Source organism: Streptomyces sp. NPDC050806, assembly GCF_055586425.1.
Genome location: NZ_JBVJIF010000002.1, coordinates 17,786 through 31,245, shown reverse-complemented (window position 1 = coordinate 31,245; position 13,460 = coordinate 17,786). Strand labels below are relative to the sequence as shown.

9 protein-coding genes are annotated in these 13,460 nt (G+C 74.2%); 3 read left to right on the top strand and 6 right to left on the bottom strand.

Annotated elements, in window-relative coordinates; all coding sequences use genetic code 11:
- Positions 1-31 precede the first annotated feature (31 nt).
- Positions 32-1,723, bottom strand: coding sequence for a CTP synthase (locus ACZ6WH_RS05610; protein ID WP_432852467.1), 1,692 nt, complete (start codon positions 1,721-1,723; stop codon positions 32-34).
- A gap of 423 nt (positions 1,724-2,146) precedes the next feature.
- On the opposite strand from ACZ6WH_RS05610, the gene ACZ6WH_RS05605 reads away from it, so the two are divergent.
- On the top strand, positions 2,147-3,961 hold the full coding sequence (locus tag ACZ6WH_RS05605; RefSeq protein ID WP_469726335.1) for a glycoside hydrolase family 15 protein: 1,815 nt from the start codon (positions 2,147-2,149) through the stop codon (positions 3,959-3,961).
- An 81-nt stretch (positions 3,962-4,042) separates the two neighbouring features.
- Here ACZ6WH_RS05605 and ACZ6WH_RS05600 read toward each other — a convergent pair whose 3' ends face one another.
- The gene (locus ACZ6WH_RS05600) at positions 4,043-5,212 is read right to left on the bottom strand and encodes a beta-1,3-glucanase family protein (RefSeq protein ID WP_469726334.1); all 1,170 of its coding nucleotides are present in this window, start codon (positions 5,210-5,212) and stop codon (positions 4,043-4,045) included.
- 110 nt (positions 5,213-5,322) lie between these two features.
- Here ACZ6WH_RS05600 and ACZ6WH_RS05595 point away from each other — a divergent pair, with 110 nt between their 5' ends.
- Together ACZ6WH_RS05595 and ACZ6WH_RS05590 are read left to right on the top strand one after the other, a co-directional pair.
- The gene (locus ACZ6WH_RS05595) at positions 5,323-6,366 is read left to right on the top strand and encodes a LacI family DNA-binding transcriptional regulator (protein ID WP_469726333.1); all 1,044 of its coding nucleotides are present in this window, start codon (positions 5,323-5,325) and stop codon (positions 6,364-6,366) included.
- 75 nt (positions 6,367-6,441) lie between these two features.
- The gene (locus tag ACZ6WH_RS05590; RefSeq protein WP_469726331.1) at positions 6,442-8,067 is read left to right on the top strand and encodes a PucR family transcriptional regulator; all 1,626 of its coding nucleotides are present in this window, start codon (positions 6,442-6,444) and stop codon (positions 8,065-8,067) included.
- A gap of 109 nt (positions 8,068-8,176) precedes the next feature.
- Here ACZ6WH_RS05590 and ACZ6WH_RS05585 read toward each other — a convergent pair whose 3' ends face one another.
- The 4 genes from ACZ6WH_RS05585 to ACZ6WH_RS05570 all read right to left on the bottom strand — a co-directional run bounded on the left by ACZ6WH_RS05585 (position 8,177) and on the right by ACZ6WH_RS05570 (position 13,431).
- Entirely contained in the window at positions 8,177-9,301 is a 1,125-nt protein-coding gene (locus ACZ6WH_RS05585; protein WP_469726329.1) for a glycosyltransferase family 4 protein, read from the bottom strand.
- A 218-nt stretch (positions 9,302-9,519) separates the two neighbouring features.
- The gene (locus ACZ6WH_RS05580; protein WP_469726327.1) at positions 9,520-10,314 is read right to left on the bottom strand and encodes a hypothetical protein; all 795 of its coding nucleotides are present in this window, start codon (positions 10,312-10,314) and stop codon (positions 9,520-9,522) included.
- Positions 10,311-12,062, bottom strand: coding sequence for a DNA repair protein RecN (recN, locus tag ACZ6WH_RS05575; RefSeq protein ID WP_469726325.1), 1,752 nt, complete (start codon positions 12,060-12,062; stop codon positions 10,311-10,313). Before recN ends, ACZ6WH_RS05580 begins: the two co-directional genes overlap by 4 nt.
- A 451-nt stretch (positions 12,063-12,513) precedes the next feature.
- Entirely contained in the window at positions 12,514-13,431 is a 918-nt protein-coding gene (locus ACZ6WH_RS05570; protein WP_361563191.1) for an NAD kinase, read from the bottom strand.
- Positions 13,432-13,460: the final 29 nt, after the last annotated feature.

Here is a 13,460-nt window from a genome sequence, read left to right as displayed (position 1 = left end):
ACCCCGGTAACCGTATCGGTCGGCCGGTTCCCTACTTACCGGCGGCCTTGCCGGCGCTCTGACCGGTCTTGCGCTCGACGGCCGCCTTCACCAGGCCCGCGAAGAGCGGGTGCGGGCGGGTCGGGCGGGAGCGCAGCTCCGGGTGCGCCTGGGTGGCGACCAGGTAGGGGTGCACCTCGCGCGGGTACTCGACGTACTCCACCAGCTTGTTGTCCGGGGAGACGCCGGAGAACAGCAGGCCCGCCTTCTTCTCCAGCTCACCGCGGTAGGAGTTGTTGACCTCGTAGCGGTGGCGGTGGCGCTCCTCGACGTACTGCTCGTCGCCGTAGACCTCGCGGACGATGGAGCCCTCGGCGAGCTTGGCCGGGTACATGCCGAGCCGCATCGTGCCGCCCATGTCGCCCTCGCCGGCGACGATGTCCAGCTGCTCGGCCATGGTCGAGATGACCGGGTCGGCCGCCGCCGGGTCGAACTCGGTGGAGTTCGCGCCCTTGACGCCCGCCAGGCTGCGCGCCGCCTCGATGACGACGCACTGCAGGCCCAGGCAGATGCCCAGCAGCGGGACCTTGTTCTCGCGGGCGTAGGTGATGGCCTCCAGCTTGCCCTCCACGCCGCGCTCGCCGAAGCCGCCGGGGATCAGGACGGCGTCGCAGTCGCCGAGCTGCGCCTGGGCGCCGGCCGGGGTGCGGCAGTCGTCGGAGGTGACCCACTTGATCTTCACGCGGGCGCGGTTGGCGAAGCCGCCGGCCCGCATCGCCTCGGAGACCGACAGGTAGGCGTCGGGCAGGTCGATGTACTTGCCGACCAGCGCGACCTTGACCTCGTGGTCCGGGTTGTGGACGCGGTCCAGCAGGTCCTCCCACTGGGCCCAGGCCACGTCACGGAACGGCAGGTCCAGCTTGCGGACGACGTAGGCGTCCAGCCCCTCGGTGTGCAGCACCTTGGGGATGTCGTAGATCGACGGCGCGTCCTTGCAGGCCACGACGGCGGCCTCGTCCACGTCGCACATCAGCGAGATCTTGCGCTTGATGGAGACGGGCACCTCGCGGTCGGCGCGCAGCACGATCGCGTCGGGCTGGATGCCGATGTTGCGCAGCGCGGCGACGGAGTGCTGGGTCGGCTTGGTCTTCAGCTCACCGGAGGGGCCGATGTACGGAAGCAGCGAGATGTGCACGACGAAGACGTTGTCCCGGCCGACCTCGTGGCGGACCTGGCGCACGGTCTCCAGGAACGGCAGCGACTCGATGTCGCCGACCGTGCCGCCGACCTCGGTGATGACGACGTCGACGTCGTCGGTCGCCATCCGCCGGATGCGGTGCTTGATCTCGTTGGTGATGTGCGGGATGACCTGCACGGTGTCGCCCAGGTACTCGCCGCGCCGCTCCTTGGCGATCACGGTGGAGTAGACCTGGCCGGTGGTGACGTTCGCGGAGCCGTCGAGGTCGACGTCCAGGAAGCGCTCGTAGTGGCCGATGTCCAGGTCGGTCTCGGCGCCGTCGTTGGTGACGAACACCTCGCCGTGCTGGAAGGGGTTCATCGTGCCGGGGTCGACGTTGAGGTACGGGTCCAGCTTCTGCATCGTGACCCGCAGGCCCCGCGCCTTGAGGAGCGCACCCAGGCTGGAGGCGGTGAGCCCCTTGCCGAGCGAGGACGCAACGCCCCCGGTGACGAAGATGTGCTTGGTCGTCGAGCCGGCGTTGTTTACAAATGCGGTGGGCGGCATGGCCAAGAGGAAGCTCCCGTGGGTCGCGAGGTGAAAAGCGGAGCGGCGCGATCCCGGATTCCACGGGGTGCCGTCGCTGCGGTCGGGGGGTTCCGGGTCTTTCTTCCGGCCCACCGGTCCACGGGGTACCAGGCTATCAGCGACGGAGCGTGGTCGCTCCCGCCCGCGCGGGGCGGAATGGATCGCTCCCTGTATCCGGGGCCCGACGTGACGGAGGCCACCCGTTCGGCCCAGCCCCGGAAAGCGGAGGGCCGAGCGGATCTTCCGTACGCGTCGTATCCTGCTCGGGCACTCGCGCAGAGCCGTCCGGCACGGCACCGTCCCGACCCGCACACCGGACCAGCAGCTCGGCGGGGTTTTCAACGGATCAGGACGGAAGACCGACACGTCCCACGGGGGGCGTCACCCCAGTTCGAACGGGAGTTGTACGTGGCCGGGCGCATCGAGGACTACGCACTCATCGGCGACATGCAGACCGCCGCACTCGTCTGCCGGGACGGCACGGTCGACTGGCTGTGCCTCCCCCGGTTCGACTCGCCCGCGGTCTTCGCGGGCCTCCTCGGCACCGAGGAGCACGGCTTCTGGCGGCTGGGTCCGGCCGCGGAAGCGGAAGGCGATCCGGCGCCCTCCGACCGCCGCCGGTACCGCGGCGACTCGCTGATCCTGGAGTCGGAGTGGGAAACCCCCGACGGCACGGTGCGCGTGATCGACTTCATGCCGCCGCGCGAGGGCGCCCCGCAGCTGATCCGCATCGTGGAAGGCGTCAGCGGCCGGGTGCCGATGCGCTCCTCGCTGCGGATGCGCTTCTCCTACGGCTGGGTGGTGCCGTGGGTGCACCAGGTCGACGGCCGCACGGCCGCGGTCGCGGGCCCGGACTCGGTGTGGTTCGACACCACGGCCGAGACCCACGGCGAAGACCTCACGACATACTCCGACTTCGCGGTCGAGGCCGGGCAGCGGATCACGTTCACCATGAGCTGGCAGCCCTCGCACCACGAGCAGCCGCCGCTGCCCGAGCCGGAGAACGCGCTCGCCGCCACCGAGGACTTCTGGCGCGAGTGGGTCGCGCAGTGCACGTACCACGGCCCCTACCGGGACGCGGTGATCCGCTCGCTGATCACGCTGAAGGCGCTGACGTACGCGCCGACCGGCGGCATCGTCGCGGCCCCCACCACCTCCCTCCCCGAGGACATCGGCGGCTCCCGCAACTGGGACTACCGCTTCACCTGGCTCCGGGACGCCGCGATCACGCTCTCCTCGCTGCTGCGCACCGGCTACCGCGACGAGGCACGCGCCTGGCGCGAGTGGCTGCTCCGCGCGGTGGCGGGCGACCCGGAGAACCTCCAGATCATGTACGGCATCGCCGGCGAGCGGGAGCTGGGCGAGAACGAGCTGACCTGGCTGCCGGGGTACGAGGGTTCGCAGCCGGTCCGGGTCGGCAACGGCGCCGCCGGCCAGCTCCAGCTGGACGTGTACGGCGAGGTCATCGAGGCGCTGCACCTCGCCCACATGACGGGCCTGGCCCGCAACGACTACGCCTCGCTGCTCCAGCTGAAGCTGATCCGCTGGGTGGAACAGCACTGGGACGAGCCGGACGAGGGCATCTGGGAGGTGCGCGGGCCGCGCCGGCACTTCGTGCACTCCAAGGTCATGACCTGGGTCGCGGTGGACCGCACCATCAAGCTCATGGAGTCCGGGGACGTCGAGGGCCCGCTGGAGCGCTGGAAGGACCTGCGCGACACGATCCACCGGGACGTGTGCGAGAACGGCTACGACCCGGAGCGCAACACCTTCACCCAGTCCTACGGCTCCAAGGAGCTGGACGCCTCGCTGCTGCTCATCCCGCAGATGGGCTTCCTGCCGCCGGACGACAAGCGCGTCATCGGCACGATCGAGGCGATCCAGCGGGAGTTGGCCACGCCCGACGGCTTCATCATGCGCTATCCCACCTCCGCCGACGCCGGCGAGGAGAACGTGGACGGCCTGGAGGGCGACGAGGGCGCGTTCCTGGCCTGCTCGTTCTGGCTCGCCGACGACCTGGCGATGATCGGCCGGGTCGAGGAGGCCCGCAAGCTCTTCGAGAAGCTGCTCTCGCTCCGCAACGACCTGGGACTGCTGGCCGAGGAGTGGGACTCCGAGTCCGGCCGCCAGGTGGGCAACTTCCCGCAGGCGTTCAGCCACGTCCCGCTGATCGACACGGCCCTGCGCCTGACGGCCAGCGGGGCGTACGGGGGCTGAGCCCACCGCGCACGACGAACAGGGCTCCGGCCGTGTGCCGCTGCGGCACGGCCGGAGCCCTGGCCTATGGGGCCGCGCCGGTCAGAACGGCGTCAGCGTCAGGGTGAACTTGCTGGGCGCGCCGTCCTCGATGTACGAGGCGAAGCCGGCGACGTCGTCGAAGGCGAAGCCGTACGCCTTGCCGTCCTGCGTCGCTTCGTGCATCACCCTTGCGTAGTGGTTGGCGAGCTTCTGCTGGTAGAAGGCGGCGGGGTCGGTGGTGGGCTGCTCGGCGTGCGAGGTGAGGGTGGCCCGGTTGAGCGCGGCGCCGAGGATCGCGGCGACCGGGCCCGTCGTACCGTCGTTCGGCGCGGCGAGGGCGCCGTCGCAGAAGAGCACGTCCTTGGTGCTCGGCTTGTCGAAGGAGACGGAAGCGGGGCCGGTGAAGGAGAGCTTCCCGCCGGCGGTGCGCCCGGTGAACGTCCCGGCATTGGTGGTGATCTTGAGGTCCTTGGACTCGTAGGCGGCCCATGCCTCGTCGATGGCGGCGGCGAGGTAGTTCTCGTCGAACCGACCGGCACCCAGGCCGTGTCCGGGGGCGATGACCCGCTTGTCGTCGACCACGAGCCTGTCGAAGCCCTCGACGCCCGCCAGGCCGGAAAAGATCTTGTCCCGGGCGCCGTCCTTCAGCAGCCCCGCCGTCTGGTCCTTGGCGCCGGTCAGCTTGATCGCCAGCGGCACGCTGAACATGTCCACCATCGTGGTGTTGCAGTACATTCCGCCGTCGTTGTAGGTGAACTCCGCGCAGTCGTGCAGCACCCCGAAGTTGGGGTCGGAATCCACCCAGCCCGCCGGATAGGCGAGCGCGGCCTTGCCGTTGCCGTCCTCGACGGCCTTGAACTTCAGCTTGCCGCCCAGCGAGGTGTAGATCCGGCCGGACATCTTCGGCAGCGTGAGGGTGGTGGTACCGCTCCCGGCGAGCGGTATCGCGTAGTCGGTGAACCCGTCCGAGCCATTGTCGGAGACCGCGACCGGCTTCAGTTCGCCCTCGGGCGTGACACGGACCTGCTGGGTGCCGTCGTTGCCGACGATGTAGACGTATACCGATGAATTGCCGAACTCACCGGAGTTGTTGACGATCTCCAGGGGGAGGCCGGCGGCCTTGGAGCGGACCGGCGCGGGTGCTCCGATGGCCCGGCCGGCCAGGGTGAGACCGGTGCCGGCGGCGGCGCTCGCGGCGAGACCGCCGAGCAGGGCACGACGAGAAATCATGAGACGGCTCCTTGTGGGGGGAGGGGTGAGAGCGCTCTCAAATGAAGTAGGGTCACCCTGCCCACTTCTGGCGGTACCGTCAACCCACCGCGAGACGAGAGGAGTTCGAGATGCCCGTGTCCGGCGGCCGGCGGCCGACCCTGGAGGCGGTGGCCGCGCTGGCCGGCGTCTCCCGCGCCACCGTCTCCCGCGTCGTCAACGGCGGCCCCGGCGTCCGCACCGAGATCCGCGAAAAGGTCCGGCAGGCCGTCGCCGAGCTGGGGTACGTCCCCAACAGCGCGGCGCGCTCGCTCGTCACCCGGCGTACCGGAGCCGTCGCCGTGGTCATCGCCGAGCCCGAGACCCGGGTCTTCTCCGACCCGTTCTTCGCCCAGCAACTGCGCGGCATCGGCCGTGAACTGGCCGCCGCCGACACCCAGTTGCTGCTGCTGATGGTGGAGAGCGACCGGGACCACGAACGCATCGGCCGCTATCTGTCGGGCGGGCACGTCGACGGCGCGCTGATGTTCTCGCTGCACAGCGCAGACCCGCTGCCCGCGATGGCCGACGCCTCGGGGCTGCCCACGGTCTTCGGCGGCCGCCCGGACTGGACGGACGACGGCCCCGCAAGTGCCCCGCCGCTGTACGTCGACACCGACAACCGCGACGGCGGGCGGCAGGCCGTGCGCCACCTCCTCTCCCGGGGCCGGCGCCGCATCGCCGTCATCACCGGCCCGCTGGACCAGACCTCGGCCCAGGACCGGCTGGACGGCTACCGCGAGGCGCTCGGCGGACCGGACGCGCCGGACGTGGACGAGCGGCTGATCGCCGACGGCGGCTTCACCGCGGAGGGCGGCGAGCGGGCCATGGCCACGCTGCTGGACGCCGCGCCGGACCTCGACGCCGTCTTCGCCTGCTCGGACCTGATGGCCACCGGCGCCCTGCGCACGCTGCGCGCCCGCGGCCTGCGGGTCCCCGAGGACGTCGCGGTCGTCGGCTACGACGACCTCGCCCCGGCGGCCTGGGCGGACCCGCCGCTGACCACGGTCCGGCAGGACGTCCAGGAGATGGGGCGCCTGATGGCCCGCCTCCTCCTGCGCCGGCTGGCCTCCGGCGGCGAGGACCTCTCCCCCGTCGTCACCCCGGCCGAGCTGGTGGTCCGCGAATCGGGCTGACCGGCCCGGCCGCACCGCTCCGACCAGGGCTCCCGTGGCGGCGGGGACCGGCAGCTCCGGGTAGCGTTCGACGCCATGGGGTCGGAAGTGATGAGCGAAGCCGAGATCACGGTACGCAGGGCGCTGGAGCTGCCCACGCTGCGGCGCGGGCTGCCCGAGGTGATCACGGGTGAGGACGGGCTGGACCGCGCGGTGCGCTGGGTGCACGCCGGCGAGGTCCCCAACATCGCCTCGCTGCTCAAGGGCGGCGAGCTGCTGCTGACCACCGGCCTCGGCCTGGGCGCCCGCCCCTCCGAGCAGCGGGCCTTCGTCCGCAAGCTCGCGGACCGCGGGATCGCCGCGCTCGTGGTGGAGCTGGGCGCCCGTTTCGAGTCGCTGCCCACCGCACTGGTCGAGAGCGCCCGCGCCTGCGGCCTGCCGCTGATCCAGCTGCACCGCGAGGTGCCGTACGTCTCGGTCACCGAGGAGATCCACACCGAGATCGTCAACAGCCACTACACGCTGATGCGCCGCGCCGACGAGGTGCTGCGCCGCTGTACGGACGTCCTGCTGCGCGGCGGCGGTGCCTCCGAGGTACTGCGTCTGCTGGCCGCCTTCACCGGCAACCCGCTCTGCCTGGAGGCCCCGGACGGCAGCCCGCTGTACGCCGCCGGCCCCGACGACGGCGGCGCTGCCGACGCCGACCCGCTCCAGGCGTGGGAGGGGCTGCGCGAGAAGGGCCTGCGGGTGGACGTGCCCGGCGGCGGCCACGGCCCCGACGCCGTACGGGCCCGGCTCGTCCTGCTGCCCGTCAACGCGGCCCTCGCGCCCGTCCACCGCATCGCCGCCGAACGCGCCGCCGACCTGCTCGCCGTCGTCATGCTCCAGTCCCGCCAGGAGGAGGGGCTGGCGGCGCGGGGCCGCGGCGACTTCCTCGCCGACCTCGCCGAAGGCCGGATCTCCGCGGCCGAAGCGCCGGGCCAGGCCCGGCTGCTGGGCTTCCGGCCGGGGGAAGCGGCACTGCTCCCCGTGGTCATGCGGCTGCCGTCCGGGCTGCCCACGGCGGCCGGCTGGGCGCTCCTCGCCCAGGCGCTGCGCGAGGAGCTGGCCGCGCTCGGCGCGCCCGTCCTGCTCGGCGTGCGGCCCGTGGACGGGCGGGTGCCGCTGGTGGCCGGGGTGCGCGAGGGGCAGGACCGGGACGGCGTGGCCGACCGGATCGCGGACGCCCTGCGGGCCGGCGTCGTACGGGCCGGCCTGGACCGGCCCGCGGCACAGCGCCCCGTCGTCGTGGTCGGCGTGCCCGGCGACTGGGCCGCGACCGGGCCCGGCCTGCGACACGCCGCCGAGGCCGCCGCCGCGGCCCAGGGGCTGCCGCCGCGGGCCTGGTACGACGCCCGCCGCCTGGACATCGAGCTGCTGCTGTGGCGGATGCGCGAGCACGGCGAGGAGGGCATGCTCACCGACTTCGTGGAGCGGGCGATCGGCCCGCTGCTGGCCCACGACCGCACCGCCCGCCAGCCGCTGCTGCCGACGCTGGAGGCGTACCTCGCCAGCGCGGGCCGAAAGGCCGAGACCTCCCGCGACCTGAACGTCAACCGGCAGACCCTCTACGACCGGCTCGCCCGGATCTCCCAGCTGCTCGGCACCGACCTGGACGACCCGCAGACGGTACTGGGACTGCGGCTGGCCCTGCACGCCCGGCGCCACACGGAACGCGGTTAGCGGGACGCGGGCGGCGGCCGGGTCCCGAGAGCTGCCCCGCGGCCGGCCCCTGGGGGCCGACCCCCAGCCGGACCCCGGCGGCTGCCCCGCGGCCGGTCCCCCGCGCCCGTCAGTCCCGGCTCTGGTGCAGTTCGTCGTAGACGCTCAGGACCTGCGCGACCGTGTCGTCCTCGGTCGGCCAGTCGGCGGCCTGGACTCGGCCCGCGGCGGCGAGGGCCGCCCGGCGGACCGGGTCGTCGAGCAGTTCCACGACCGTGCGGGAGAGCGTCGGGGCGTCGCCGTACGGGACCAGTTCGGCGGCCCGGCCGACCAGTTCGCGGGTGCCGCCGGCGTCCGTGGCGACCAGCGGGACACCGGCGCGCAGCGCCTCCTGGGCCAGTACCGAGCGGGCCTCCCAGCGCGCCGTGGCCAGCACCAGGTCGGCAGCGGCCAGCAGCCCCGGTACGTCCTCGCGGCGCCCGAGCAGCAGCACCGGCAGCTGCTCCGCGTCGATCCGCTGCTGGAGCGCGGGCCGGAGCGGCCCCTCGCCCGCGACGACGACCAGCGGCTGCGGGTCCGGCCCGCACCAGCCGTGCGCGGCGTCCAGCAGCATCTCGTGGCCCTGGTGCGCGTCCAGCCGGCCGACGGTGACCAGCAGGGGCCGCCCCAGCGCGCCCAGTTCAGCGCGCCGCTTCTCGCGCCTGCCCAGCTCCCGCGCGTACTCCTCGTCGGTGCGCGGGCGGGGGCCGGCCGGCGGTGCCAGCCGCGCGTCCCGGGCGCCCCGCTCGCGGGCCCGGCCGACCAGTTCGGCGCAGGAGCCCAGCACCACCGCCGAGGCCCGCGCCACCCGGCGTTCCAGCAGGCGCGTCACCCGGGCCCTGGCGCCCTCGCTGTGCACCTTGGTGTGCCAGGTGACCACGAGGGGGACGCGCCGGCCGCGCAGCGCGAGGGAGGCCCGCAGCCCGGCGTGCAGGCCGTGCGCGTGCACCACGTCGGCGTCCGCGCAGGCGGCACGGAGCGCGGCGATGCTCCCGGGGTCCGTGCGTGGCGGGATCCGTTCGAAGCGGGCGCCCACTCCGGAGAAGTCGTACGTGTCCTCGGCGTCGGGCGCGGCACAGACCGTCACCCGCACCCCGCGCGCGACGAGCCCCGCCGACAGCGTGTGCACATGGGCGGCGCTGCCGGCGCTGCCGCGGCCCAGCACCTGGACGGTGCGCAGCGAGGGCGCGGGCGGCGGGGCGGATGTGCTGCTCACGAGTGCGGGGGCTCCTGGGTCGGCGTGCGGTGGTGGGGCGGGCGGGAGCGCCGCGCCCAGAATGCCAGTCCGTGCCGTCCGTGCGGCACTGATGACAAGCCGTTGTGGTGCGACGGCGCGTACGCGGTCCGCCCGGACCACCCACATGGGGGACAAACCCCACTGCGTACGGTCGTTCCGGACGGGGCGCGCCGGCCGGGTCTGCGGACTCGCTCCGGCTATCCGGCGAGGACGCCCGCCGCTGCGGCGCGGCTGACGGCGTCGCCCGAGGCCGCGGCGGCGGTCAGCGCGGCGGCGTGGACGAGCAGGCCCGTCCGGCCGTTGGCCGCCACGATCGCGAGGCCGAGCGCGGCGCCCAGGGCGTGCGCCCCCGTGTCGCCGAGCATGGTGCGTTCGCCGAGATCGGCGGAGAGCAGCGCCGCCGCCGCGCCCACCGGGGCGGTGGCGAGCACGCCGCCGGTCCCGTGGCGCACCAGTCCGGGGGCGCCGATCGCGAGGACCGCGCCGGCGGCCCGGCCGGGGCGCACGTCCACCAGGTTCACCAGGTGGGCCGAGCCCGCGATCACCACGCCGGCCAGGAACCCGTCGCCCGGGCGGTCCTTGAGGAGCGCGCCCGCCGCGAGGCCGGCGGCGCCGATGCCGAACAGCTTGACCGCCCCACTGGTGACCTCGCCCCGCCGCAGTGCGGACAGGTGCGCGCGGAAGCCGCGCCGGGGGTCGCCCGCGCCGGCCACGTCGTCGTACGCGCCGCAGCCGCCGGCCGCCAGGACGGCCAGCGTGCCCGCCGTACGGGTCCGGCCGGACAGCCCCGGTGCGGCGGCGAAGGCGGCCGCCGTGCCCAGGGCGGCAGCCGGCCCGCCGAACAGGTCGACGGCGCGGCCCGCGTGGTTCTTGCGCTGCCACCGCGTGCTGCCGCCCGGCGGCCGTCGCCGCAGCCCTTCGTACGCGGCGCGGGCCGCCCCGGCCGCCGCCAGCAGTCCCGCGACGCGGGCCACCGCGCCGCTCCGGCTCACCGGCCGGACCTCGCCGTCTCCAGCAGTTCCTCGGCGTGCGCGCGGGCCGTCTCGGAGTCCTCCTGGCCGGCCAGCATGCGGGAGAGTTCGCGGATGCGGTCCTCGCCCTCCAGGACGGTGACGCCGCTTCGGGTGACCGAGCCGTCGTTGGTCTTCTCGACCAGCAGCTGGCGGTCGGCGAACGCGGCGACCTGCGGGAGGTGGGTGACGACCACGACCTGCGCGGAGCGGGCGAGCCTGGCCAGCCGGCGGCCGACCTCGACCGCCGCCTTGCCGCCGACCCCCGCGTCCACCTCGTCGAAGAGGTAGGTCGGTACGGGGTCGGAGCCGGCGAAGACCACCTCGATGCCGAGCATCACCCGGGAGAGCTCACCGCCGGAGGCGCCCTTGGCGATGGGGCGGGGCTGGGCGCCGGGGTGCGGGGCGAGGAACAGCTCCACCTCGTCGGCGCCGGCCGGCCCGTAGGCGACGTTCCGCCCGCCGACCTCCACGCCGTCCGCGTCCTCGGCGACCTCGGTCTGCCGGATCTCCACGCTCACCCGGGCGTGCGGCATGGCCAGTTCGGCCAGCTCGGTGGTGACGGCCGCGGCGAACCGCTCGGCCGACGCGGTGCGGGCATCGGTCAGCGCCTGTGCCAGCTCGCCCAGTTCGGCGCGGAGCGCGTCGCGTTCGGCGGTCAGCTCGCCGATCCGGTCGTCGTCGCCCTCCAGCTCGGCGAGGCGCCCGGCGCTCTCCTCCGACCAGGCGAGCACGGCCGCGATGTCCTCGCCGTACTTGCGGGTGAGGCCGGTCAGCGCGGCCCTGCGCTCCTCGACGGCGGCCAGCCGCAGCGGATCGGCGTCCAGCCCGTCGGCGTAACTGGCCAGCTCGCCCGCCACGTCGGAGAGCAGGATGCCGATCTCGCCGAGCCGGTCGGTGAGCCCGGCCAGCGCCTGGTCGTGGCTGCGGACCGCCTCCAGCGCGCGGTGCGCCCCGGCGACCAGGGTGGTGGCGTCGACGCCCTCGGGGTCCGCCGGGTCGCCCGCGAGCGCCCCGTGCGCCGCGCTCGCGGCGGCGGCCAGGGCCTCGGCGTGGCCGAGCCGCTCGGCCTCGGCTCCCAGTTCGGTGTCCTCGCCCGCCTGGGGCTCGACGGCGGCGATCTCCTCCAGGCCGAAGCGGAGCAGGTCCGCCTCCTGGGCACGGTCGCGTGCCCGGGTGGTCAGCTCGTCCAGCTCGGCGGCCACGTCGCGGAGCCTGCGGTAGGCGGCGGTGTACTTCTCCAGGGGGACGGAGACGGCGTCCCCGGCGTAACGGTCCAGCGCCTGGCGCTGCCGGGCCGGCCGCAGCAGGCCCTGCTGGTCGGTCTGGCCGTGCACGGCGACGAGGTCGTCCGCCAGCTCACCGAGCAGCCCGACCGGTACGGAGCGTCCCCCGACGTGTGCCCGTGATCGGCCCTCGGCGGAGACGGTACGGCTGATGAGCAGCGCCCCGTCGTCCAGCTCCGCGCCGGCCTCCTCGGCACGGACCGCCGCCGGCGCGTCCGGGGCGACCGTGATCCGACCCTCCACGACGGCCGATTTGGCGCCGACACGTACCAGGGCGGGGTCGGCGCGCCCGCCGAGCAGCAGGCCGAGACTGGTCACGACCATGGTCTTGCCCGCGCCCGTCTCGCCCGTCACCGCCGTGAAGCCCGGGGACAGCTCGATGACGGCATCGTCGATGACGCCCAGGGACCGGATCCGCATCTCCTCCAACACGGGTACGACCATACGAGGTCCGGGGGCCGCCCCGCGACGGCCTCCCCCGCGTCATCGCTGCGCACAGGGCCGGAACCGGCGCAGAACGGTCGGGAAAACCCACCCCGGACATGGGTGCGCACGCCATCGCCCGGGCCGGACGGCAACGCCAGGCTGACGGGAGCAGGCATACGGGGCACATGAGTACGACCGCTTCCCCGTAGGCGTGCACCGGGTGCACGGGAACGCGCCCACGACCGTACGGAGCGGTTTTCGGAGGGCGGGGAGAGGAACGACGGCGGCCGGCGGGGACGGCGTGTCGCGCGCGGACCGGCGGGCGGTCGAGGAGAGCGGCATCGACGCGGCGCTTCCGTACCTGCCCGGCCACCGCGGCCGCCTGAGGAAGGGGAGAGCGGCGCCCGGCACCGGAACCGGCCGCTCCGTCGCCGGGCAGGGGGCCTGGGGCGGAGCGGCCGGGAAGTGATCAGTGCGGCGCGCCGCGCCAGCCCGCCACCGGGAGGGCGAACTTGGCGACCAGCCGGTCGGTGAAGGAGGCGTGGTGGAGGCGGGCCAGGCGGACCGGGACCGCGCCACGGCGGACCTCGACGCGGGCGCCCGCGGGGAGTTCGACCGAGCGGCTGCCGTCGCACCACAGGACGCCGTGCGGGGTCTTGGGCTGGACCTCCACCGCCAGTACGGACTCCGGGGAGGTGACGAGCGGCTTGGCGAACAGGGCGTGCGCGCTGATCGGCACCATCAGCAGCGCCTCGACCTCCGGCCAGACCACCGGGCCGCCCGCCGAGAACGCATAGGCGGTCGAACCGGTCGGGGTCGCGCAGACCACGCCGTCGCAGCCGAAGCGGGACACCGGGCGGCCGTCGACCTCGGTGACGACCTCCAGCATCCGTTCCCGCGCGGCCTTCTCCACCGACGCCTCGTTCAGCGCCCAGTCGGTGTGCACCACGGTGCCGTTGTTGCGGACCAGCACGTCGAGGGTCATCCGCTCCTCGACCTCGTAGGAGCGGGTCACCACCCGGTCCACGACCTTGTCCAGGTCGTCCCGCTCGGCCTCGGCGAGGAAACCGACCCGGCCGAGGTTGACGCCGAGCATCGGGACGCCGGACGTCCGGGCGAAGTCGGCGCCGCGCAGCAGCGTCCCGTCCCCGCCCAGCACCACCAGCAGTTCGCAGCCCTCGGCCGCGCACTGTTCGGTGGCCACCTGCTCGACGGAGTCCGGCAGCGGCAGGTCGGCGGCCTCGGCCGCCAGCACCCGCACGCCGATGCCGCAGCGCAGCAGCCCCTGGACGACCAGTTCGGCGCTGCGTACGGCGGCGGCCCGGCCGGTGTGGGCGAGCAGGAAGACGGTACGGGTCCCGCCGGCGAGCGGCACGGGAGCGGGCACGGAGACCGTGCCGGTCCGCGGGTCCTGCG